The following is a 23,456-nucleotide window of genomic DNA, read 5'->3' on the forward strand; positions in this document are numbered from 1 at the left end:
CCTCAGGGCCGCGGACACGCGCGCGCCAGCGCGCCAATAAACACAGCGTCAAACCGTCTAGGACTACCTATCCCCTGTCATCCCCACCCCTGTCATCCCCACCACTACCACCCCACACGCCTACCACCCCACACGCCGACCACCCCGCAGCCAGGCAATCACACCCGCAACCGCAACCGCACCAACCTGCACAGCCCCCGACATCCGCACCGCACGCCGCAGATCCGCGGCAGTGGGCGCCGGCCCGTCACCCAGGGCCGGCCGAAGTTCGGTCCCGTGCCGATACTGCGTGCGTCCACCCAACCCGATACCGAGCGCACCCGCCATAGACGCCTCGACAACCCCCGCATTGGGACTCGGATGCCCGGCAGCATCACGCCGCCACGCGCGCAACGCACCCGAAGGTCTCCCGCCGACCAACGGAGCGAGGGCAGCCGTGAGCAGCCCGGTGACCCGGGCAGGAACAAGATTGGCAACATCGTCGGTACGAGCAGCTGCCCAGCCGAACCGCTCGTACCGCTCGTTCCGGTACCCGACCATCGCGTCGAGAGTGTTGACCGCGCGGTACCCCAGCACCCCCGGTACACCCGCGACCGCGCCCCACAGCAACGGCGCGACCGCCGCATCCGAGGTGTTCTCGGCGATGGATTCGAGCGCGGCGCGCGCAAGCCCCTCGGCATCGAGCACCGACGGGTCCCGCCCACACAGCGAAGGCAACAGTTCGCGGGCACCGACGAGATCGCCGGCGTCGAGACGATCGGCCATAGCGTGTCCAGCACGAACGAGGCTGCGACCGCCCAACGCGGTCCACGTAGCCACCGCGGTCAGCAGCACAGCACCACCCGCGCCTCTCCCGCGGATAGCGAGCGCACCGATCCCGACCACCGACCCGACCGCGATCACCTCGTGCACCACCCCCGCACGTCGATCGTCGGCATAGGTCTCGGCTTCCAATGCCACTGCCGCCGAACCGAACCCGGCTACCGGATGCCACCGCCGTGGATCGCCGAAGACCCGATCGAGCACAAATCCCAGCACCAGCCCGACCGCCGTCGGTGTCCCGTTCCGCACCGGCCGAGGGTAACCCTCGACCCGAATGTCACACCCGCGACCACTGCTTCGTCATCACTGTGACGGCACTTCTAGACTCGCCGGGACCGAGCAAGATCAACCGAACGGGCGCACACCATGACCGCACCGCAGCCTCTCGATCAGGCCGAACTGGCCCGCCGCTTCGAGGAACACCGCCCGTACCTGCGGCGTCTCGCCTACAGCACGCTCGGCAGCATCAGCGACGCCGAAGACGTGGTGCAGGACGCGTGGCTGCGCCTGCAACGGCAGTTCGACGCGGGCAAGGCGGGCGAGATCGACAACCTGCGTGCCTGGCTCACCACCGTCATCGGCCGCCTCGCCCTGGACCAGCTCGGGTCCGCGCGCGCTCGCCGCGAACAGTACGTCGGCGAGTGGCTGCCCGAACCCGAGGTCACTTCCTGGGACGATCCGGCCGACCGCATCTCCCAGGACGAACGCGTCACGACCGCGCTGCTGGTCGTGCTCGAGTCGCTCTCGCCCGCCGAACGCACCGCGTTCGTGCTGCAAGACGTGTTCGGCATGACCGGCCCCGAGGTCGCCGAGGTGGTCGGGCGTACGCCCGCCGCGGTCCGGCAGCTCGCCTCCCGTGCCCGCAAGCACGTCGAGAACGGCACTCCACGTTTTCCCGCTTCGCCCGCCGAACAGGAGAAGGTCGTCTCGGCGTTCTCGCTGGCCTGGCGCTCGGGTGATCTGAGTTCGCTGCTCGGCATTCTCGACGAGAACGTGGTCCTCACCGCCGACGGCGGCGGCAAGGTGCCCGCCATCCGCCAGCCAGTGCGCGGCGCGGAGCTCATCGCGAAGATGCTGCTCGGCTGGTACACCGCCGCGAACGGCTGGGGTCGTGCGGTGCTGGTCAACGGCATGCCGGGCCTGGTCGTCTTCGACGGCACCAATATGGGCGTCTTCTCGTTCGTCATCGACGCCGGTCGCGTCGTCGCCATCAATGTGGTGCGCAATCCCGACAAGCTGCGCGACCTGCCCATCGACGGCGACCCGGACTGGTACCTGGGCGGCGGCCGGTAGCCGCGACGCGGCCCGGTTACGCGCCGAGGGAATATCCGTGCGCGGCCGCGACTTCGGCGGACAGCAGCTTGCCGTCGACGGCCGTGAGTCCCGCGGCCAGGCCGGGGTCGGCGGCGCAGGCTCCGCGCCAGCCCTTGTCGGCGATCACCGAGGCGAACGGCAGGGTGGCGTTGGTGAGCGCCACCGTCGAGGTGTGCGGCACCGCGCCCGGCATGTTCGCCACGCAGTAGAACAGGGAATCGGCCACGGCGAAGGTCGGATTCGCGTGGGTGGTCGGCCGGGTCGAGGCGAAGCAACCGCCCTGGTCGACGGCGATATCGACGAGCACCGAGCCGGGCCGCATGCGCGCGACGAGTTCGTCGGACACGAGTTTCGGCGCTTTTGCCCCCGGCACCAGCACCGACCCGATCACCAGATCCGCGGCGACAACGGCTTTTTCGATCTCGAGCGCATGCGAGGCGAGGGTGCCGACCCGACCGGCGAAGCGAGCGTCGAGCTCACGCAGGCGCGCCAGGTTCGTATCGAGCACGCTCACCACGGCACCCATCCCGACCGCGATACTCGCGGCGTTCGTCCCCGCGACACCGCCGCCGAGCACCACCACATCGGCCGGTCGCACCCCGGGCACACCGCCGAGCAGCACGCCACCGCCCCCCATCGGCGCCATCAGGTGGTAGGCCCCGACCTGCGCGCTGAGCTTGCCCGCCACCTCACTCATCGGTGCGAGCAACGGCAGCGACCCGTCGGGCCCGCGCACCGTCTCGTACGCGATGGCGACAACTCCCGCGGACAGGATCGCGTCGGTGCACTCCTTCGATGCCGCCAGGTGCAAGAAGGTGAACAGCACCTGATCGCGGCGCATCAGTGAGTATTCCCGCGCGATAGGCTCTTTCACCTTCACCACCAGATCCGCTCGTGCCCAGACCTGATCGGCGTCGGCCACGATCCACGCACCCGTGGCGCGGTAGTCGTCGTCAGCGAAGCCGGACCCGGCACCCGAACCGGCCTGCACGAGCACCTCGTGCCCGTGCGCGACCAGTTCGGCGGCGCCCGCTGGGGTGAGCGCCACCCGGAACTCCTGCGGCTTGACCTCCGTCGGCACCCCGACGACTACGCCCGTTCGCGTCATCGGGCAAGCCTAGGACCTGGGCCGGAGCTCAGCCGTCGGCTCGATCGCGTGTCGCGGCAGCGCCGATTACGCCGGGGCTGGAGCCGGCGGGCTGGACGTCGTTTCCGGGGCCGTCGCCGGAACGGTAGTGGTGGTCGGCGGTGCTGTTGTCTGCGTGGTCGTCACCGCGGGTGGCGTGGTGGTCGGGGCGAGGGTCGTCGTGACCGGCGGGACCGTTTCACCACACTCGTTGTGGCCGCAGGAGTCTGTTCCGCAATCCGGGCCGGGCACACAGTTGTACCCGGGCGGGATACCGCATTCGTTGTGACCGCAGGAGTCCGTTCCACACTCAGGCCCCGGTACACAGGTGTACCCGGGCGGGATCTCGCCTTGCGCGGGCGACCCCGGCGCGACCTGCGTGGGTGAGTGGTAATACGACGACTCCGGCGTCGATCCACCACCCGAACCTCCCGGAACAGTGGATGCCGCGGGCGAACTCGTCGGCGGCACCGACGGCGTCGCGGTGACCGACGTCTTCGAAACCGAAGTCGATCCCGAATCACCGGAGTCACCACCGTCCGACGAACAGGCACCGACAGCGAACACCACCACAGCCATCAGCACACCGAGCGCAATCCGGAACAGGTTGCCCCTCAGTAACTTCCGTACCATGTCTTCTCCTCAGCCCACGGACCCGCACCTGGCAGGAGCAGGTGCGGGTCGCACGAAAGATGTTAGATAGCAGAACTATTCGTTGAATCGCCGCTCACACGGAAAACATTTCACCTCGCACCGGCACGATCAGCTGATGCGCGCGATCGGCGTAGGCGAAGGTGCGCTCGAGATAGTCCAGCGACTCACTGAAGTGACCCCATCCCTCCGCGTGCACGGCGACGATCACGGCGTCGCCGAGCGCCGCGGCGGCCGCGACGGCGGTACGGGCGTTCAACGTGACGTCACTGTCGCCGAACCGCCCCACATTGGCCCCGCCGATGTTCAGCACCGCGGCATCGATGTGCCCGACCCGCTCGACGATCCGCTCCACCAACTCCACCGAGGCGTTGTCGCCGGACACGTACACCGTGGGCTCGCCCGGCGCGCGCAGCACGAATCCGGTGACCACACCGCTGAGCGGCTCGCATCCCGGCGGCCCGTGCAGTGCGGGCACCGCGGTGACCTCCACCGCGCCGACGGTCACCGTCTCCCACGGCGCCAGGCCGCGCACACCCTCGATCCGGCTCGCGGCATCCGGTGTCGAGAGGACCGTGTCGACCTCGGCGAGAAGCGCACGGCCCGCGGTGTCGAGGTTGTCGGCGTGCTGGTCGTGCGAGAGGAGCACGATGTCGATCGTCCCGATCTCCTCGACCGGTACGGCCGGTCCGCTGAGTTTGTGCAGGGTGATCGGACCCGGGTAGTCGCCGGGTTCGTCGAACGTCGGATCGGTGAGCCAGGTCAGTCCGCCGTAGCGGAAACGCAGGGTCGGGCCGCCGATGTGCAGGGCGGCTGCCAGGGCGGGGCGGGTGATCATCTCGGTCATGCCGATAACTCTCGCCGAGCGGGCCCACCGCCCGACAGTGGCCTGCAGGCCGTACAACGCTAAGATCGGGCCATGACCTCGGTGGCCGTGATCGCGTTCGACGGAATCAGCCCGTTCCACCTGTCGGTGCCGAGCCTGGTGTTCGGCCGATCCGGTACCGGCGTCGACGACACGCCGCCCTATGACGTGCGGGTCTGCGCCGAGGAACCCGGAACACTGTCCACCGCAGCCGGTTTCGACATCACCGTCCGATATGGCCTCGATACCGTGCGCACCGCCGACCTGGTGGTCTTTCCCGGATGGGTCCGTGACCAAGGGATTTCGCCCGCGCTGAACGAGGCGGTCCACACCGCCCACGCCCACGGCGCCCGGCTGGTCGGCCTGTGCCTCGGCTCCTGGGCGATCGCGGCGACCGGGCTCGCCGACGGCCGCGAGGTCACCACCCACTGGGCCGCCGCCGACGCACTGGCTCTGGCCTACCCCGACGTCCACGTACGCGCCGACACCCTGTGGAGCGACCTGGGCGACGTGATCACCTCCGCGGGCGTCGCCGCCGCGCTGGACTGCTGCCTGCACATCGTCCGCACCGACCTCGGCGTCCGCGCTGCCACCGAACTGGCGCGATCGCTGGTCACCGCACCGCACCGCCACGGCTCGCAGGCGCAGTACATCCCGATCGCGGTGCCCGACGACGATCCCGACGATCCGATCGAATGCGCGATGGCCTGGGCTCGCGCCCGCCTCGACACCGCCGTCGACCTCGACCACTGGTCACGCGAGGCGCTGATGTCGCGGCGTACCTTCACCCGCCGCTTCCGCGATCGCACCGGCACCAGTCCCCAGCAGTGGCTCCTGCAGCAGCGCATCGACCATGCCCGGCTGCTGCTGGAATCGACCGACGACACTGTCGACCGGGTCGCCCGCGACACCGGCTTCGGCAGCACGGTGAGTCTGCGTCACCACTTCCACCGGGTGCTCGGCACGTCTCCGGCGGCCCACCGTGCGCAGTTCCGCGGTGCGGCGCAATAATGACGTTCATGATCATCAAGGTGAGCGGGTTCACTCCCGAGATCGACGACACTGCCTGGATCGCGCCGAACGCGACCGTGATCGGGCGGGTGCGTCTGGGCGCCGAGGTCGGCGTCTGGTACTCGGCGGTGCTGCGCGGCGACCTCGAACAGATCAGCATTGGCGCGCGCACCAATATCCAGGACGGCTGCGTGCTGCACGCCGACCCCGGTTTCGCGCTCACCGTCGGCACCGGGGTCTCGGTGGGACACAACGCGATTCTGCACGGCTGCACCATCGGCGACGATGTTCTCGTCGGCATGGGCGCGACCGTGCTCAACGGCGCGGTGATCGGCGCGGGCAGCCTGATCGCGGCCAATGCCCTGATTCCCGAGGGCGCGCAGATTCCGCCCGGCTCACTCGTGGCAGGAGTACCGGGCAAGGTGCGCCGCGAACTCACCCCGGCACAGCAGGACGGCATCAAGCTGAACGCGGCGGTGTATCTGCACAATCTGACCAACCATCGTGACGCCGAGGTGTTGTGACCCGTCACACTGAGCAAGTGACCAGTAGGGAACCCTGATAGCATTTGTCCTGCGTATTGCGTCCGATCATAAGAGTGGCGATCGGCACCGGATACGCGAGGCAGGAGGTATCACGGTGGCTTACGTGCATTCCGGTGTGCGCCGAGCGGCGGGGCGGCTCAGCGTGGCCGATATCGCGGCCCAGCCCGGCGGGGTCGAGGCACTCCAATCCCGTGTTCACGAACTCCGTTCTCGCGGAGTACATTTCGCGGCCAATGCGATCGAGCAGGAGATGGCCGCCTTGGATCTGCCGCCGCGGGGATAATGGGGTAATGCCTACCGTTACGTCGATCCTCGCGCGGATACTCGAAAAGCCTGTCACCGACGGGGAGAAACTGCTCGACAGCGCGCTGTCGGCATTTCTGGACTTCGGGATCAAGCGCACGAGCATGGGCGAGATCGCGCGGCGGGCCGGCATCAGCCCGGCCACCCTCTATCGGCGGTACGAATCCAAGAACGAGCTGGTCGAAGCCGTCGGCGTGCGCGAGGCACAGCGCTATGTGACCGAGATCGATGAGCGAGTACGGGCGGTCACCGAACCCGGCGAGCAACTCGTCGAGATCTTCGTCGCCTTCGTCACCACCATCGCCGGCAATGAACTGCTACGCCGGTTGCTCAGCACCGAGCCGGAGATCATCCTGCCCCGGCTCACCACCGACGCCGGGCCCATTCTCGCCGTCGGGCGCGCGTATCTGGCCGAGAAGCTGCGCGAGCTCCAGGTCAGCGCGCCGGTGCCCGAATTCGATCCCGATCTGGTCGCCGAGATCATGGCGCGACTCGCGCTGTCGCTGGCGCTGACCCCCGACGGACTCATTCCACTCGACGACGCCGAAGCCGGGCGCGAGTTCGCGCGGCGCACGCTGCTACCGATGGTCGGTCTGCGCGACATCCACTGAGACGCCGAAGGCCGCCGCCACCACCTCGTCGATACCCGAATCAGCCACCGGTACACCGTCTTCCAGCAGGGCGCGCACCCTTCGCACGACCTCACCCGCCGCCGGACAGCCAGGATCGGGCACCGGCAGTCGCGCCACGTACTGGGTGATCCAGCGGCGCCTGCCCGAGTACAGCCGGTTGCCACAGACGGCGTCGTAGAACCGCAGTCCCAGTGCCGAATTCGCCACGCCCATCAGCAGGTACGCCAGATCGATGGCCGCGCGGCCCGCGCCGAGATCGGTGAGCGAGATCCAGTAGCAGTCACCGTTGACCACCGCACCCGATCGGTCGAGGGCGAATCGCGGACGTTCGCTGATGTCGGGAAACACCAATTTCGGTGCGCCCCAGAGATGCGGGCGCTGTGGAACCCAGATCTCGAACCACTTCCGGCCGCCGTCGAGTACGTAACGTCTGCCCGACAGAGCTTGTTCGTGTGATTGTAAATATGCTGCCGCACAAGGGAATTCGGAAAGGTCGATCGGGGTGCGGCGCGGCTGCAGCAGATCGTAGGGATAGAGCACCTTCGTCCCGCGTGCCATCGCGACTCGCCAGGGTTGCAGATCATGGTGAGTGATCAACTCCCGCAGCAGTTCCGGCTCCGGCGTCGGGTCCATCTGATCCCAGCGGTCCGAGATGAACACCCGATCGGCCGTCGTCTTGATCCCCACCCGGATCCGCGCGGCCTCCCCGAACGAGCGCCAGGTGCGATCGGCGATCCGGCCGAGCCAGTGATCGACAGCGGGGCGCGACATGCGCCACGCGGCGTCACCGTGACGGCCGGATCGGATCCCGCCTCGCGGGGCGAGCAGCCCTGCCGGCTCCGCACCCGCCGTCGGCGGGGCCGTCACCGTGGCCGACGGCTGCGGCGACCGCACGTCTGTCGCAGGCGCACGGGCCACCACGTCGCCGGTCGCCAGCACGCCGACCTCCACCGCGAACACCCGCCCCCCGGCGCCGACGCGGCAGGCATCGTCGCCCGCCAGCGCGTCGAAAAGCTCGGTGGTGCAGTCGGGTTCGATCCCTGATTCCTCATAGACCGAGACATAGCGGCAGTCGGGTGGTCCGGTGGCACGCAGGGCGACGGTGATCGCGGGCAGCACCGCGGCGGCGAAGAGTTTGGTGTCACCGAGGTCGTAGAGCTCCACCGGGGTCAGTTCATCGGTGAGAATTCGGCGCAGGTTCGATCCGGCCCGCGTGGTGAGAAAGCGGTTGGCACAGAGTAATCCGAGCACGCCCCCGGCCCTCAGCAGCCGCGGCGCCACGGCCACGAAGGGGTGGGTGAGGTCGATCCGCCCGCGCAGGCCGAACTGTTTGCTCAGCAGCTGAGCGGTCGCTCCGCCCAGCTGCTGGGTCCGGACGTAGGGCGGATTGCTGATGATCAAATCGAAGGAGCCGTCGGCCAGTTGAGCGGAGGCTGCCAGGAAATCACCTGCACGGCAGTCTATTTCGACGCCGAGCGCGTCGGCCCGCCCAGTGGTTTCGGCGACCGCCTGTCGATCCAGGTCATATCCGGTGAGGTGAACCGTCACATCCGGTGCGTTCGAAGCGATTTCCCGATGCACCGCCAGCAGCAGCTCGCCATCCCCGCAGGCCGGGTCGAGCACACGCAACGTCGTGGCGCGTGGCGCGTGGCGCAGCGCCCGTCGCGCCAGGAACCGCGCGAGTTCCGGTGGCGTGTAGTGCCTGCCGTGCCGTTTGCGCTCCTGCGCGTCGCGGGCCTGCGAAGCCATGCGGTCGATTGTGCCCCGGAACTGCCCCGATTCGCCGCAGGCGCGAGCCGCCCCCGAGCGCAACGTCCTCACCTGCCCAAACGTGACCGATGTTTTCAAACGGTGGGCTGCACCACTTCAGCAGGGGTGGAGCGACCACCGAGCGATCGGTAACGTCTGTCCGGTTTCACCCCGCGACACCGAATCTAGGACGATGCCGAGAATCAGCACGCTGACCGCCGCACTCACCGCAGTAGCCCTCACCGTGCTGCCCGCATCGTTACCGGCCATGGCGCAGGCCGACCCCGCACAATACGCGCCGACCATGCTCATCCTCGATGCTTCCGGCTCGATGGAACGGCCCGATCAGGGCGGCACCATGATGGACTCCGCGAAGCGGGCCGTCCGCTCGTTCGTCGCCTCCGCACCCACCGAATCCTCGGTCGGACTCACGACCTACGGCACCGGCACGAGCAATTCCGAGGCGGACAAGGCGGCCGGTTGCCGCGACGTCCAAGTGCTGCAGCAGCCGAAGATCATCGACAAGCCCGCCCTCACCACCGCTGTCGACAGCATCCACGCGCGCGGCTGGACCCCGATGGGCACCGCGCTGCGCCGAGCCGCCGACGCACTGCCCGATTCCGGTCCGCGCTCGATCGTGCTCGTCTCCGACGGTGACGACACCTGCTCCCCGCCCGACCCGTGTGAGGTCGCCAAGGAGTTGAAGCAGCAGGGCGTCGACCTGATCGTGCATTCGATCGGCTTCGCCGTCGACGACAAGGCGCGCGCCCAGCTCACCTGTACGGCGCAGGCCACCGGCGGCACCTACAGCGATGCGGCCGACGGCGCCGCGCTGGAACGCATTCTGCCGCGGGTGAGTACGGCCGCACTGCGCGATTACCAGGCCACCGGCACGCCCATCACCGGCACCGGCAGCATCGGCACCGCACCGGTCGCGAAGCCCGGCCAGTACCTCGACACCCTCGGCCAGCGGGAGAAGCGGTACTACGCGGTCGACGTGCCCGAGGGCGCCACGGCCTACTTCACCGGGATCGTCTCGTTCCCCCGCGGGCGAAGCACCTCGACGACCGAAGACATGAACGCACTCGACCTTCGCCTCTTCGGACGCGAGAGCGTGGAGTGCGGCATTCGCGAGCGTGAACTCGAGACCAGATCGAGCGACGGCGCCACCCTCACCATCGCCAAGGCCTTCGACGGCGCGGCCAAACCGCTGTTCGAGTCCGACAAGTGCACCGGCGCCGGTCGCTACACCTTCGAGCTGACCTGGGATCTGGTGTCGGAGGGCTCCTCCGATCGGTTGCCCGTGGAGATTCTCGTCGGCATCGAACCCGGCGTCACCGATCCCGGCCCGGCGGCCTCGACCACCAAGACCGCGTTCGCCGAACCGACGTCGCCTGCCCGGCCGGTCGGCGGCAGTGGCTCGTTCACGACCGCCGCCACGCTGCCCGGCGGCGGCAGCTACACCGACACCGTGCAGTCGGGCGAGTACGTCTTCTACCGTGTTCGGCTCGAGTGGGGACAGGGCCTGGCCTACCGGGTGCGTTTCGCCGAGACCGGCGGCGCCAATCGCATCGCGGCCTCGAACGTGACGACCACGCTGTACTCCCCGCTCGGCACCGAAATCGGCTCCGATACCAACGCCTATACCGGCCGATCGGGCGCCGAACTTCGCCTGGCATCGGTGCCGGTCCGCTACGCCAACCGCGACAGCTACGACGTTCGTGCGCAGTCGGTGGCAGGTTGGTATTACCTCGCGGTGAAGGTCGGCATCCCGACCGGCGCCGACGCTCTGCCGCCGACGCCGGTACAGCTCGACGTCACCGTGGCCGGTGCGGCGGAGCCCGGCCCGACCTATATCGGTGCCAGTGCGCAGCAGGCAGCGGAACAGCCTGTCGCCGTGAGCGGTCCGGCGACGATCGCCCGGCCGTGGGCCTGGTACGTCCTGATCGGGGCGGGTGTAGCGCTGGTCGCCGGCATCGGTATCGCGATCCTGGTCGTCGGCCGCCGACGCGGCTGATCCGCGCCCGCCGGCACCCGAACTCGTGGTGCCGGCGGGTTCCGCGGCAGCGGCGGAACTGCTAGATTCAGTCTCGAAATGAGACCAGTTCTCCGTACCCGAGGGAGCCACGCGATGGCGCAGACCGACCACGACAGCAGCGATTTCGCCACCCTCCAGCGGCTGGCCGACGAACGCTGGAGCTGCCGTCAGTTCACCGCCGAACAGGTCGACCGCGCGACCATCGAACAGCTGCTGACCCTCGCCCAGCGCACGCCGTCGTGGTGCAATACCCAGCCCTGGCAGGTCGTGGTCACCGCGGGCGAGGGCACCCAGCGGTTCCGCAAGGAACTCCTCGACCACATCCAAACCGCAGGCAACACACCCGATTTCGAGTTCCCCGCCGCCTACGAGGGCATCTACCGGGACCGTCGCCGGGCCTGCGGGTTCCAGCTCTACGACAGCGTCGGCATCGTCAAGGGCGACCACGAGAAGACCATGCGCCAGATGGTGCGCAACTTCGAGTTCTTCGACGCCCCGCACGTCGCCATCGTCACCTCCGAAGCCGACCTGGGCATCTACGGCGCCGTCGACTGCGGCCTCTGGCTCGAGAACTTCCTCCTCGGCGCCCAAGCTCTCGGCCTCGGCGCCGCCCCCCAAGCCGCCCTGGCCTCCTACGCCCCCTTCATCCGCGACTACTTCGCCATCCCCGACACCCGCAAGGTCGTCTTCGGCATCTCCTTCGGCCACCCCGACACCACCCACCCGATCAACGCCTTCCGCACCGCCCGAGCCCCCCTCGACGACCAGGTCACCTGGCACACCTCCTGACCCGCCCCGCGGATCAAGATCACCACGCGCTGGTGGCGGCCGGCTCTCGACCGATGCTCGCGTCAGAGCGTGGTGATCAATTGTCCAGCGTGCGCGCGGTCATTCCGGGGCCCGCTTCGGGCTCGATGTCGCGGGCGGTGACGTCGGCCGCGCAGGTGTCGCAGGTCAGGTGGGTGTGGGCTTCGCCGGCGCACCCTCGGTGCCGGTATTCCACCGGTGGTCCGTCTGGTGCCATGTATGTGTCGCCCCAGTCGCGGACAGCCATCAGGATCGGATAGATGGCGTGGCCTTTCTCGGTGAGGCGGTATTCCTCGTAGACGCCGTCATCGGCCGGACGTTTCACCAGGATCTCGTGTTCGACCAGACGATCGAGGCGGTCACGCAGCCGGCTTCGCGAAATACCGAGCGCGCTCTGGAACGCATTGAAACGGCGCACACCGGCGAAGCTGTACTTCAGGATCAGCAAGGTCCAGCGATCACCGAAGATCACCAGCGGCCGCGTGATCGAGCACGGGACATCTGCGAGTTCCTCATAGCGCACCCTGTCATTATCCCCCGAACGAGCACGACAGCGGCGCGGTAGACCAGGTTCGTCCCCGCACCGACTGCCTGACCCAGCACGACTTCGGGCCCCGGGATCGATCTCCCAGGGCCCGAAGTTGTTGTGTCAGTTCAGATCACAGGGGGATGTTCTTGTGGTGGCTCTTGCGGGCCGGAGCCGCGGCGAGGGCCGCGGCGATGATGCTGCGGGTTTTGGCGGGGTCGATGACCTCGTCGACGACGCCGATGGCGACGGCCCGTTCGACGCCGCCCGCGAGCTGCTCGTGCTCGGCGGTGAGGCGCTCGTGGAGGGCTTCACGCTCGGGCTCGGGGGCGGCCGCGAGAGCCTTCTTGTGGAGGATGCCGACGGCAGCCTTGGCGCCCATGACGGCGACTTCGGAGCCGGGCCAGGCGTAGACGGCGGTGGCGCCGAGGGCGCGGGCGTTCATCGCGATATAGGCGCCGCCGTAGATCTTGCGGGTCACCAGGGTGACACGGGGAACGCGGGCTTCGGCGAAAGCGTGCAGCAGCTTCGCGCCGCGACGAACCACGCCCTCGAGTTCCTGGCCGACACCGGGAAGGTAGCCGGGAACGTCGGTGACCACGACCAGCGGGATGCCGAAAGCGTCGCACAGTCGCACGAAACGTGAAGCCTTCTCGGCACTTTCGGAGTTGAGGCAGCCGCCGAGGCGCAGCGGGTTGTTGGCCAGGACGCCGACGGTGCGACCACCGAGACGACCGAGACCGGTGACCATGCTGCGGGCGTAACCACCCTGGAGTTCCTCGAAGGAGGACTCACCGTCGACGTTGTCGAGCAGCTCGTGCACGATCGGCTTCACGTCGTAGGCGCGCTTGGCCGACTCCGGCAGCATCGCCTTGAGATCGACATCGCCGTGCTCGGCCGCGACCAGGTCGAACTCGCCCTGCTCGGCGAACATCGACACCAGCCGGCGCGCGCGGTGCATGGCGTCGGCCTCGTCATCGGCGGCGATATGGCAGACGCCGGACTTCTTGAAGTGTGTGGTGGGACCACCGAGGGTCGCCATGTCGACGTTCTCGCCGGTCACCGAGCGCACCACGTCGGGTCCGGTGACGAACACGCGGCCCTCCGGCGCCATGATCACCACATCGGTCAGCGCGGGACCATAGGCGGCACCACCGGCGGCGAAGCCGAGGACCACCGAAATCTGGGGAACGAGACCGGACGCGCGAACCATGGCCTCGAAGACCAGGCCTACCGCGTGCAGCGCCTCGACACCCTCGGCCAGGCGCGCACCACCGGAGTGCCACAGCCCGACGACGGGGATGGAGGATTCGATCGCGGTGTCGATCGCGTCGACGATGTGCTTGCAGCCCTCGACGCCCATCGCGCCGCCCATGACGGTCGCGTCGGAGCAATAGGCCACGGTGCGGACCCCGTCGACCTCGCCGATCGCGGCGAGCACGCCGGAGCGGTCACGCGGATGCAGCGGCAGGACGGTGCCGGGGTCGAAGAAGCGCTGGAGCCGACCCAGTGGGTCGCGCGGATCGGTGGTGGTGTCTTGAAACGCGGGAGCAATGATGGTCATCGCGCTCACTCCTTCGTAAAGATTGCCGCGGCGGCGGCTGCTGTGGCGAACCGCCGGTGGGAGTCGAACCATTCAGTTGGCACGACCCCCACCGGGGATCGGAATGCAGTCGGCGGCTTATGCCCGACCGAAGGCGAGCGCGACGTTGTGCCCACCGAAACCGAAGGAATTGTTGATCGCGTACTCGATTTCCTGGCGACGGGCTTCCCCGTGCACCACATCGAGATCGATCTCCGGATCCTGGTTGTCCAGGTTCAGTGTCGGCGGAACAATGCCGTCCCGGATCGCGAGCACGGTGAGGATCGACTCCAGGGCGCCCACGGCGCCGATCGAGTGACCCAGTGCCGACTTCGGCGCGTACACCGAAGCGTGCTTACCGATCGCCTTGTGGATCGCGTTCGCCTCGGCGGAGTCACCGATGGGCGTCGCGGTCGCGTGGGCGTTGATGTGGGTGATGTCGCTCTTGGTCAGACCAGCGGTCTGCATCGCGCGAGTCATCGCCCTGGCCGCACCGGTGCCCTCGGGATCGGGAGCGACCAGGTGGAACCCGTCGGAGGTGATACCGGCACCCAGCAGACGAGCGTGGATGGTGGCACCGCGCGCCTTGGCGTGCTCTTCGGTCTCGATGACCATGAGCGCGCCGGCCTCACCGAAGACGAAACCGTCGCGATCCTTGTCGAAGGGACGCGAAGCACCCTTCGGATCGTCGTTGCGGGTACTCATCGCGCGCATCATGGAGAACGCCGCGATCGGCACCGAGTCGATGAAGCCCTCGACACCACCGGTGACGACGATGTCGGCGTCACCCATCACGATCATCCGCCACGCGTTGGCGATGGCCTCCGAACCCGACGAGCACGCCGAGACCGGAGTGACCACTCCCGCCCTGGCCTTCAGCTCGAGACCGACGACCGCCGACGGACCGTTCGGCATGACCATCTGAACAGCCAGCGGCGAGATCTTGCGATAGCCGCCGTTCTTCAGCTTGTCGACCGAGTCGATCAGGGCGTCGCCGCCGCCGAGTCCGGTGCCGATCGCGACGCCGAGACGGTCGTTGTCGACCTCCGGGCTGCCCGCGTTCTTCCACACCTCACGACCGAGAACGGTCGCCAGGCGCTCGACATACGCCATACGGCGGATCTCGACCCGGCTCAACAGGGTGTCGGGGCTGACCTTCAGGTGACCGCCGATTCGCACCGGCAGGTCGTATTCCTCGATGAAGGAATCCTCGAGAACGTCGATTCCGCTCTCACCGTTGAGGAGTCCCTTCCACGTCGCATCGACATCACCAGCGATCGACGTGGTCGCCGCCATCGACGTGACGACGACGTTGGGGAAGTTCCCGTTCAAAGTACTGGGAGCAGGAGTGGTCAAAGTTCGGCCCTACTCGCCGGCGCTGTCGAACTTGGCCTTGAGCTCGGCGGCGACGTCGGCGTTCTCGGCCTCGAGCTTCTGGACGTAAGCGACGGAGTCACCGACAGTCTTCAGGCTGGCCAGATCCTCATCGGGGATCTTGACGCCGTACTTGTCTTCCATCTGCACAGCGATCTCGACCATGGACAGCGAGTCGATGTCCAGGTCGTCGACGAAGGACTTCTCGAGGGTCACCTCGGAGGGTTCGATACCCGTAACCTCTTCGATGATCTTGCCGAGTTCTTCGACGATCTGTTCCTGGGTCAGAGCGGCCACTTTGGTGGCTCCCTTCTTGTTGCTATTTGTAGGGTTCGTGAACGGCCTGCACTTCGCTGTGCACAACCGCCGGGGGAAAGCTAGCCCGAGGTGGTCAGTTCGGCCAACGCGGGGAGGTCTTCGGGGGTCTTCAGGGCCAGATTGGGCGTGCCCTTCAGTTCCCGTTTGGCGATGCCGACCAGCGTGCCCGCCGGCGGCAACTCGACCACGGCCGAGACGGCCGCGGCGCGAATGGTCTCGTTGCACAGGTCCCAGCGCACCGGGCGAGTGACCTGAGCGGCAAGTTTTTCGATCGCGTCGGCGCCCGAGGTGACCGGTTGTCCGTCGAAGTTCGACAGCAGCGTCCGGATCGGGTCGCTCGGCGAGATCTGGGCGATGGCATCGGCGACAGCTTCCTGTGCCGGGGCCATGAAGACGGTGTGGAACGCACCGGCGACGGGCAACGCGCGGACCCGTGCCTTCTCCGGCGGGTTCGCGGCGAGCTCCGCCAGAGCTTCCAGGCGGCCCGCTGCGACGATCTGGCCTACCGCGTTGCGGTTGGCCGGGACGAGATCGAGTTCGGCGAGCCGTGCGAGCACGGTGGCCTCATCGCCACCGAGCACTGCGGACATGCCGGTCGGCTCCAGCGCACAGGCCTTGGCCATCTCCCGGCCGCGGATGGCGGCGAGGGCGACTGCCTCGTCGGCGGTGATGACACCGGCGACAGCGGCTGCGGCGAATTCGCCGACCGAGTGTCCGGCGACGACTGTATCCGCCGGAATCGACCCGGGGGCGATTTCGGCGAACGCGAGGAGGGCGGCGGCGACCACGAGCGGCTGCGTCACCGCGGTGTCGACGATCTCCTCGGCCGTCGCGGTAGTACCGAGACGGACCAGATCGAGGCCTGCGGCCTTCGACCAGAGCTCGAGGCGATCAGTCGCACCGGGAAGTGCGAGCCACGGCGTGAGCATGCCGGGTGTCTGGGACCCCTGTCCAGGGGTGAGCAACGCGATCACCCCCTAAGACAACACTGTGACCCCCGCCGCATGAGATGTCGGCGCGAATGAAGCTTTCCGATCGCTTTTGTAGGGGTCCCACAAAATCCGAGGTGGGGTGTCGGGATCGACCGATTCCCCAATCCCGTTACAGGGTGTCGTGAGCCAATGGGGTAGACGGGGTTTCTGTGACAGAAGGAGACGATTCGTTATGCGTTCGTGTCAAACGGCCCACTGTTGCTGCGATTCGGAGCACATAGGCGTCCCGGGGATTCATCGGATCGCGGCCGGTGACCTCGCCGATTCGTTTGAGTCGGTACCGAACGGTATTTGGATGGACGTACAGCTGCCGAGCGCAAGTTTCTACTGCTCCGCCACAATCCAGGTAGGCGTCGAGTGTGTCGGATAACGAAGATCCGGCAGCAGCCAACGGGAGCACAAGATACTCGTTCAACGCCTCTATCGCAGCTCTATCGCCCAGCAACGCGCGCTCGGGCAACAACTCCGTGGCGTGAACGGGCCTTGGCGCCGCGCGCCAGCCCACCACGGCCTCCATTCCCGCCAGCGCCTCGATCGCCGACGCGTGCGCCGCCCCGAGGGTGCGCATCGTCGGACCGATCACCACCGGGCCGTCGGAGAACACCTCGGCCAGCAGATCGGTGAGGAACGGCGAGCCCATGCCCGACTCCCCCAGGTGCCCGCTGACCACCATCACCAGCCGCGCACCCTGCACCACCGCCAGCGCGGCCCTGCCGTGTTTGGTCGCGATGGTGTGCACCGCGCCGACCGTCGACACGCCCTGGTCCAGCGGCGGTGTGCCGACCAGCACCGTGGCGGGCGCCGTGGCGTCCCAGTTCAACGTGGCGGCCCGGGAAAGCATGTCGGGACCCGTGTCGCCGCGGACCACCGCGTCGACCACCAGGGCCTCCAGGCGGGTATCCCACGCACCACGCGACTCGGCGGCGCTGGCGTACACCGAGGCGGCCGCGAAGCCGAGCTCACGCCCGTACCGCAGCACCGCCTCGGTGAGCGCCACCAGCTGCCGATCGTTGCGCGCCAGCGCGGGCAGCCACTGCTCGAAGAAGTCCATGGCCACCCGCACCATGTCCACGGTCTGGCGCAGCGTGAGCCGCCGCGCCAGATCCTGTGGAATCACCTGGAACGCGTCCAGGCTGAAGCGGATATCGGAATCGGGATCCTGCAACCACTCCAGGAAGTTCACGACCGCCGTCTGCACCAGCATCTGCACGCCCGCTCGCTGCGCGGCGTCCAGATCGGCGAAGAACGGCAGCCGATCCTGCATCGACCCCACCGCCTCGGTGGACAGCCGGCCCGAGAACTGCTTGACCCGCTTGAGCAGCGTGTCGGGCAGCGGATCACGGGTCTGCCGATTCGGGGACAGAGCCCCCGTCGGCAGATAGACCTCGTGTTCGCTGGTGCCCTCGGTGATCCGACGGGGCCGCGGCGGTTTGCGCTCCACAGTCCAATAGTCCGCTACGCGAGTTCCTCTGCCGCGTCCGCACTCGGCTTCGGCGCGGCGGCCACGCTGTCGATGCCGTATTTCGCGGCCGCTTCCACCGCCTTGGCCTTGTCGAACGTGCCGTCCCGGACGAGACCCTCGAGCACGGCGACCACGATCGACTGCGCGTCGACGTTGAACACCCGGCGCGCGGCCGTGCGGGTGTCGGAGAAGCCGAACCCGTCGGTGCCGAGGGTGATGTAGTCGCCGGGCACCCACTGCCGGATCTGATCGGGCACCGCGCGCATCCAGTCCGTCGCGGCGACCACCGGTCCCCGCGCGGCCGAGAGCGCCTGGGTGACGTACGGCGAGCCCGAATCCGCATCGGGGTGCTTGAGCGCCGCGATCTCCTTGTCGAGCGCCTCCCGGCGCAGCTCGCCGAACGAGGTCACCGACCACACGTCCGCGGCCACACCCCACTCCTGCGCCAGGATCTCCTGCGCGCGCAACCCGTCGGGCACGGTCACGCCGGAGACGAGGATCTGGGCGCGAACCTCGCCCTCACCGCCGCCCTGGTACAGATACAGACCTTTGAGCAGACCCGCGACGTCGAGGTCGTCGGGCTCGGCCGGCTGCTGATAGGGCTCGTTGTACAAGGTGATGTAGTAGAAGATGTTCTCCCCGCCGAACGTGCCGACCGCGGGCACCTCGGTGCCGGGCAGCTGACTGGCCGGGGCCTCGCCGCCGCCGTACATCCGGCGCAGACCGTCGCGCACGATGTGCGCGATCTCGAACGAGAACGCCGGATCGTAGGTCACCACGGCGGGATTCGACGATGCCAGCAGCAGCGACTGCCCGTCGTTGTGCTGCAGACCCTCACCGGTGAGGGTGGTGCGGCCCGCGGTGGCGCCGAGGACGAATCCGCGCGCGAGCTGGTCGGCCGCGGCCCAGAAGCTGTCGCCGGTGCGCTGGAATCCGAACATCGAATAGAAGATGTAGAGCGGGATCATCGGCTCGCCGTGGGTGGCATAGGAAGTGGCGACCGCGGTGAACGAGGCGGTGGAACCGGCTTCGTTGATGCCCTCGTGCAGGATCTGGCCGACCGCGCTCTCCTTGTAGGCGAGCATCAGTTCCGCGTCGACCGAGGTGTAGAGCTGGCCGTTGCGGTTGTAGATCTTCAGCGTCGGGAACCACGAGTCCATACCGAAGGTGCGGGCCTCGTCGGGGATGATCGGCACGATGCGCTTGCCGATCTCCTTGTCGCGCAACAGTTCCTTGACCAGGCGCACCAGCGCCATCGTCGTGGCGACCTTCTGCTTGCCCGAACCCTTGCGCACCGAGCGGTAGGCCTCGTCGCCCGGCAGCTTCAGCGCCTTGGCGGGCGAGCGACGCTCCGGCACGAAACCGCCGAGCGACGTGCGGCGGGCCAGCATGTACTCGATGGCCGGATCGTCCATGCCGGGGTGGTAGTACGGCGGCAGGTACGGGTCCTTCTCCAGCTCGGCGTCGCTGATCGGGATGCGCTGCAGATCGCGGAAGTCCTTGAGGTCCTGCAGCGCCAGCTTCTTCATCTGGTGGGTGGCGTTGCGGCCCTCGAAGTGCTTGCCGAGGGTGTAGCCCTTGATCGTCTTGGCCAGGATCACCGTCGGCTGGCCCTTGTGCGCCATCGCCGCCGAATACGCCGCGTAGACCTTGCGGTAGTCGTGTCCGCCGCGCTTGAGATTCCAGATCTCGCTGTCGGACATGTTCTGCACCAGCGCTTTGGTGCGCGGGTCGCGGCCGAAGAAGTGGTCGCGCACGTACGCGCCGTCATTGGCCTTGTAGGTCTGGTAGTCACCGTCGGGGGTGGAGTTCATCAGGTTCACGAGTGCACCGTCGCGGTCGGCGCCGAGCAGCGCGTCCCACTCGCGACCCCAGACCACCTTGATCACGTTCCAGCCCGCGCCACGGAAGAACGACTCCAGTTCCTGGATGATCTTGCCGTTGCCGCGCACCGGGCCGTCGAGCCGCTGCAGGTTGCAGTTGATCACGAAGGTCAGGTTGTCGAGCGCCTCGTTGGCGGCCACCTGGATCAGGCCGCGCGACTCGGGCTCGTCCATCTCGCCGTCGCCGAGGAACGCCCACACGTGCTGGTCGGAGGTGTCCTTGATGCCGCGATCGGTGAGGTAGTGGTTGAACCTGGCCTGGTAGATCGCGTTCATCGGGCCCAGGCCCATCGAGACCGTCGGGAACTCCCAGAAGTCCGGCATCAGCCGCGGATGCGGGTAGGACGGCAGGCCCTTGCCCAGGCCGCCGTGGCTGTATTCCTGACGGAATCCGTCGAGCCGGTCCGTGCTGAGGCGGCCCTCGAGGAAACCGCGCGCGTAGATGCCCGGCGAGGCGTGGCCCTGGATGTAGACGTGGTCGCCGCCGCCGGGGTGATCCTTGCCGCGGAAGAAGTGGTTGAAGCCCACCTCGTAGAGCGCCGCCGAGGACGCGTAGGTCGAAATATGGCCGCCGACACCGATTCCGGGGCGCTGCGCGCGATGCACCATGATCGCGGCGTTCCACCGGATCCAGGCGCGGAAGCGGCGCTCGACTTCCTCGTCACCGGGGAACCACGGTTCGTTCTCGGTGGGGATCGTGTTGACGTAGTCGGTGGAGGTGAGCGCCGGAATCGAGACACGGCGTTCGCCCGCTCGCTCGAGCAGGCGCAACATCAGGTAGCGGGCGCGACCCGGGCCTTCCCGGTCGAGCATGTCGTCGAAGGATTCCAGCCATTCACTGGTCTCTTCGGGGTCGATATCCGGTAGATACGACGCCACTCCTTCGCGGATGACCCGTACCCGTTCACCGGTGGGTTTGGTGGTGGATTCACCGCCCCCGGTGGAGGTCGCTACTGGATCGTTGGAAGCTGCAGAGTGGATCAGGTCGGTCAAATCTGCTCCTCGTGATGGGGGCTGAACTGCTTGGTCGGCGTCGCTATCCCCGGGCCTGCCCGCTTGGTGTGCGGACCACCCGTTGCGAAAGGTTCGGGTGCACCCCCCATCCTTACCGAAACGGCTGCCGAGGTCATCACCTCGGCGCGAATACCATTAGGTAGGTTCTGCGGGGAAATACGAGTCACGCACGTGAGTGAGAGGGAACGCCGGACGATGAGGGAGCTGCACGCGCGCCGACTGGGGCTGATCTGTGCCTTTGTCGCCGTGACCGCGGGTTCGGTGGTGGCGGGTTGTGCCGAGCAGATCCCCGGCACACCGACGACCGACGCGGCCGAAGTGGCCGCCTACAAGACCACCGCCGCGGCGTCGTCCTCGGCCGCCGCGTCCTCGCGCGCCGCGGCCGCGCGAGAGCGCGCGATCACCGACAACTGCGGCCAGTTCGCCACCACCACCGGCGCCGGCGTCACCGCGTACAACGACTTCGTCTCCGCCCACGACACCAACGCTCCCGACTACGCCGCCAAGCGCGAGTCCGCGGCCACCACCCTCGACAACGCGGCGACCAAAGTGGAGTCCGGCGTCGTCGCCGCGGCGGGCGCGTTGCCGACCGAACTGGCCGACAAATTCACCGCGTATGTCGTCGCGGCACGCGAGCTGGCCGTGCAGACCAGAAAGATGACCTACAACTCACCTGTCGGCAAGCTCAACGAGGCCAGCCGCACCATCAACCAGGCACGCACCGCCGTCCACGACGCCTGTTGAGACGGCCGATTTCGCCCTCCCGACACGCGGCATACGGTCCCAATTCATCCGATCAGCTTGCGCTGCGGCCGATAACCATGTTCGCTTGCACCTATCTTACTGTCGGAAGTTTAGGGAGGACACCACCGTGGTCGCCGCGGCGGACGCGCAGAACTACGCTCAGAAGCTTGGCATTTCTCACGGCTTGGTTGTTCAGGAATTGGGCTGGGACGAGGACACCGACGACGCATTGCGCGCCGAGATCGAGGAGGTCAGCGGCGGCGAAATGGTCGACGAAGACTCCGATGAGGTCGTTGACGCCGTCCTGCTGTGGTGGCGAGAAGGTGACGGCGATCTGGCCGACGAGCTGATGGATGCCATCAGCCCGCTGGCCGATGAAGGCTTCATCTGGGTCCTCACCCCCAAAACCGGTCAACAAGGCCATGTCGATCCGAGCGAGATCGCCGAAGCCGCACCCACGGCCGGCCTGACCCAGACATCCACCATCAGCCTCGGCAGTTGGACGGGCTCACGCCTCGTTCAGCCGAAGGCACCGTCCAAACAGCGCTGAATCCGCCGTTCGCTAGGGTCTCAGTTGGGCTCGCATGCCCGGCTGGGACCCGACACGACGGAGGATTCGTAGTATGCCGCTAGAGGTTGGCACTCTCGCGCCGGATTTCACGCTCAAGGACCAGAACAACCAGCCCGTCACCCTGTCGGATTTCCGCGGCAAGAAGAACGTGCTGCTGGTGTTCTATCCGCTCGCCTTCACCGGCATCTGCCAAGGCGAGCTGTGCAAGGTCCGCGACGAGCTGCCCAAATTCCAGAACGACGACGCAGAGATCATCGCGATCTCCGTCGGACCGCCACCCACCCACAAGATCTGGGCCGCGGAACAGGGCTACCTGTTCCCCCTGCTGTCGGACTTCTGGCCGCACGGCGCCGTCACCCAGTCCTACGACGTCTTCAACGAGAAATCCGGCTACCCCAACCGCGGAACCTTCGTCGTCGACAAGTCCGGCTACATCACTTTCGCGGAGATGAACGGCCCCGGACAGGCCCGTGACCAGGCGGCTTGGGAGAAAGCCCTCGCCGCGCTAGATTCATAACCCGACACCGCCGGTACTCCCCGGCGGTGCCAGGGCGTATAGCTCAGCGGTAGAGCACTGGTTTTACACACCAGCGGTCGGGGGTTCGATCCCCTCTGCGCCCACATTTCACGTTGCAGGTGGAAGGCAATCGCCCTTGCACCACTGCTGCCCCAGGATTCGGGGGCGGTTGGAATCTGTTGATCGACCGTACGATTCCGGCATGACTCTCACCCGTCGGGCATTGCGCACCGGCGCCGCGGCCCTTGCCATCACCGCCGGACTGGTCACCGCCGCCGGGCCCGCCGCTGCGGAAGCCCCGCTGGGTTCGGGGAGCGACTCGTCGGGCACCGGCTCTTCCTCCCTGGTGCAGTCCGTGCTCACCGCGATCGGATGTGCCGTCGGTGCCAACTCCTGCGGGCCCATCGTCATCCCTCTGTAGATCGGCGAGATCACCGCGTAGCGGCAAGGGGCCTTCTCGTCGAGTGATGATGGGACACGGCTTTGTCAGGCTTCAGCGGCGGGGGATTTCGGCCGGTGCAGACCTAGTGCTCGCAGTCGTTGTGGATCGGCGGGCAGTAGATGGTCGTGGCGCAGGCCAGGCAGGTGTGCGTTCGGTGGTGTCCGCCGA

The 23,456-nt window shown here is 67.6% G+C and carries 22 protein-coding genes and 1 tRNA gene; 12 read left to right on the forward strand and 11 right to left on the reverse strand.

Features of this window, described 5'->3' with window-relative positions; genetic code table 11:
* Nucleotides 1-120 precede the first annotated feature (120 nt).
* The gene (locus tag ACWGCN_RS26295) at nt 121-1,071 is read right to left on the reverse strand and encodes a cobalamin biosynthesis protein (RefSeq protein WP_452459369.1); all 951 of its coding nucleotides are present in this window, start codon (nt 1,069-1,071) and stop codon (nt 121-123) included.
* A gap of 117 nt (nt 1,072-1,188) precedes the next feature.
* Between ACWGCN_RS26295 and sigJ the strand changes: the two genes are divergently transcribed.
* Nucleotides 1,189-2,115, forward strand: a complete 927-nt coding sequence (gene sigJ / locus ACWGCN_RS26300; protein ID WP_452459370.1) for an RNA polymerase sigma factor SigJ — start codon at nt 1,189-1,191, stop codon at nt 2,113-2,115.
* 16 nt (nt 2,116-2,131) lie between these two features.
* Here sigJ and ald read toward each other — a convergent pair whose 3' ends face one another.
* Both ald and ACWGCN_RS26310 read right to left on the reverse strand, forming a co-directional pair.
* On the reverse strand, nt 2,132-3,244 hold the full coding sequence (gene ald / locus ACWGCN_RS26305) for an alanine dehydrogenase (protein WP_379313216.1): 1,113 nt from the start codon (nt 3,242-3,244) through the stop codon (nt 2,132-2,134).
* Between the two features lie 745 nt (nt 3,245-3,989).
* Nucleotides 3,990-4,760: an MBL fold metallo-hydrolase gene (locus ACWGCN_RS26310; protein ID WP_378996265.1), complete on the reverse strand. Its 771-nt coding sequence runs from the start codon at nt 4,758-4,760 to the stop codon at nt 3,990-3,992.
* A 72-nt stretch (nt 4,761-4,832) separates the two neighbouring features.
* Between ACWGCN_RS26310 and ACWGCN_RS26315 the strand changes: the two genes are divergently transcribed.
* The 4 genes from ACWGCN_RS26315 to ACWGCN_RS26330 all read left to right on the forward strand — a co-directional run bounded on the left by ACWGCN_RS26315 (nt 4,833) and on the right by ACWGCN_RS26330 (nt 7,248).
* Nucleotides 4,833-5,789: a GlxA family transcriptional regulator gene (locus ACWGCN_RS26315; protein ID WP_452459371.1), complete on the forward strand. Its 957-nt coding sequence runs from the start codon at nt 4,833-4,835 to the stop codon at nt 5,787-5,789.
* 8 nt (nt 5,790-5,797) lie between these two features.
* Nucleotides 5,798-6,313, forward strand: coding sequence for a gamma carbonic anhydrase family protein (locus ACWGCN_RS26320; protein WP_101469311.1), 516 nt, complete (start codon nt 5,798-5,800; stop codon nt 6,311-6,313).
* 115 nt (nt 6,314-6,428) lie between these two features.
* Nucleotides 6,429-6,617 carry a hypothetical protein gene (locus ACWGCN_RS26325; RefSeq protein ID WP_378639113.1) on the forward strand — a complete coding sequence of 63 codons (189 nt, stop codon included), beginning with the start codon at nt 6,429-6,431 and terminating at the stop codon, nt 6,615-6,617.
* A gap of 7 nt (nt 6,618-6,624) precedes the next feature.
* Nucleotides 6,625-7,248 (forward strand): TetR/AcrR family transcriptional regulator, encoded by a 624-nt coding sequence (locus ACWGCN_RS26330; protein ID WP_378996269.1) that lies wholly within the window; start codon nt 6,625-6,627, stop codon nt 7,246-7,248.
* On the opposite strand, the gene ACWGCN_RS26335 is transcribed toward ACWGCN_RS26330, so the two are convergent.
* Nucleotides 7,216-9,018, reverse strand: a complete 1,803-nt coding sequence (locus tag ACWGCN_RS26335; RefSeq protein ID WP_452459372.1) for an Eco57I restriction-modification methylase domain-containing protein — start codon at nt 9,016-9,018, stop codon at nt 7,216-7,218. The two genes, ACWGCN_RS26330 and ACWGCN_RS26335, sit on opposite strands and share 33 nt — an antisense overlap.
* A gap of 193 nt (nt 9,019-9,211) precedes the next feature.
* Here ACWGCN_RS26335 and ACWGCN_RS26340 point away from each other — a divergent pair, with 193 nt between their 5' ends.
* Both ACWGCN_RS26340 and ACWGCN_RS26345 read left to right on the forward strand, forming a co-directional pair.
* Nucleotides 9,212-11,035 (forward strand): vWA domain-containing protein, encoded by a 1,824-nt coding sequence (locus ACWGCN_RS26340; protein ID WP_387449170.1) that lies wholly within the window; start codon nt 9,212-9,214, stop codon nt 11,033-11,035.
* A gap of 114 nt (nt 11,036-11,149) precedes the next feature.
* The gene (locus ACWGCN_RS26345; protein WP_452459373.1) at nt 11,150-11,845 is read left to right on the forward strand and encodes a nitroreductase; all 696 of its coding nucleotides are present in this window, start codon (nt 11,150-11,152) and stop codon (nt 11,843-11,845) included.
* Between the two features lie 76 nt (nt 11,846-11,921).
* Here the strand turns inward: ACWGCN_RS26345 and ACWGCN_RS26350 are convergent, their stop codons facing one another.
* The 7 genes from ACWGCN_RS26350 to aceE all read right to left on the reverse strand — a co-directional run bounded on the left by ACWGCN_RS26350 (nt 11,922) and on the right by aceE (nt 20,993).
* Entirely contained in the window at nt 11,922-12,386 is a 465-nt protein-coding gene (locus ACWGCN_RS26350; protein ID WP_379318687.1) for a winged helix-turn-helix transcriptional regulator, read from the reverse strand.
* Nucleotides 12,387-12,522: 136 nt separating this feature from the next.
* On the reverse strand, nt 12,523-13,953 hold the full coding sequence (locus tag ACWGCN_RS26355; RefSeq protein ID WP_452459374.1) for an acyl-CoA carboxylase subunit beta: 1,431 nt from the start codon (nt 13,951-13,953) through the stop codon (nt 12,523-12,525).
* Between the two features lie 117 nt (nt 13,954-14,070).
* Nucleotides 14,071-15,327: a KasA/KasB family beta-ketoacyl-ACP synthase gene (locus ACWGCN_RS26360; protein WP_266299014.1), complete on the reverse strand. Its 1,257-nt coding sequence runs from the start codon at nt 15,325-15,327 to the stop codon at nt 14,071-14,073.
* Between the two features lie 9 nt (nt 15,328-15,336).
* Complete coding sequence (acpM, locus tag ACWGCN_RS26365) at nt 15,337-15,642, reverse strand: meromycolate extension acyl carrier protein AcpM (protein WP_056821158.1); 306 nt, start codon at nt 15,640-15,642, stop codon at nt 15,337-15,339.
* 80 nt (nt 15,643-15,722) lie between these two features.
* Nucleotides 15,723-16,637: an ACP S-malonyltransferase gene (locus tag ACWGCN_RS26370; protein WP_101469200.1), complete on the reverse strand. Its 915-nt coding sequence runs from the start codon at nt 16,635-16,637 to the stop codon at nt 15,723-15,725.
* A 127-nt stretch (nt 16,638-16,764) separates the two neighbouring features.
* Nucleotides 16,765-18,066 (reverse strand): PucR family transcriptional regulator, encoded by a 1,302-nt coding sequence (locus ACWGCN_RS26375; RefSeq protein ID WP_452459382.1) that lies wholly within the window; start codon nt 18,064-18,066, stop codon nt 16,765-16,767.
* A 44-nt stretch (nt 18,067-18,110) separates the two neighbouring features.
* Nucleotides 18,111-20,993, reverse strand: coding sequence for a pyruvate dehydrogenase (acetyl-transferring), homodimeric type (gene aceE, locus ACWGCN_RS26380; protein ID WP_452459375.1), 2,883 nt, complete (start codon nt 20,991-20,993; stop codon nt 18,111-18,113).
* A gap of 216 nt (nt 20,994-21,209) precedes the next feature.
* Here aceE and ACWGCN_RS26385 point away from each other — a divergent pair, with 216 nt between their 5' ends.
* The 5 genes from ACWGCN_RS26385 to ACWGCN_RS26405 all read left to right on the forward strand — a co-directional run bounded on the left by ACWGCN_RS26385 (nt 21,210) and on the right by ACWGCN_RS26405 (nt 23,267).
* Nucleotides 21,210-21,758, forward strand: coding sequence for a hypothetical protein (locus ACWGCN_RS26385; RefSeq protein WP_378996285.1), 549 nt, complete (start codon nt 21,210-21,212; stop codon nt 21,756-21,758).
* A gap of 127 nt (nt 21,759-21,885) precedes the next feature.
* Nucleotides 21,886-22,308: a DUF3052 domain-containing protein gene (locus ACWGCN_RS26390; protein WP_101469203.1), complete on the forward strand. Its 423-nt coding sequence runs from the start codon at nt 21,886-21,888 to the stop codon at nt 22,306-22,308.
* A 73-nt stretch (nt 22,309-22,381) separates the two neighbouring features.
* Nucleotides 22,382-22,846, forward strand: a complete 465-nt coding sequence (locus tag ACWGCN_RS26395; protein ID WP_067456651.1) for a peroxiredoxin — start codon at nt 22,382-22,384, stop codon at nt 22,844-22,846.
* 32 nt (nt 22,847-22,878) lie between these two features.
* Nucleotides 22,879-22,950, forward strand: a tRNA-Val gene (locus tag ACWGCN_RS26400).
* A gap of 98 nt (nt 22,951-23,048) precedes the next feature.
* A complete protein-coding gene (locus ACWGCN_RS26405) occupies nt 23,049-23,267 on the forward strand; it encodes a hypothetical protein (RefSeq protein WP_452459376.1) in 219 nt (72 codons plus the stop codon).
* Nucleotides 23,268-23,456: the final 189 nt, after the last annotated feature.

The organism is Nocardia sp. NPDC055050, assembly GCF_053608345.1.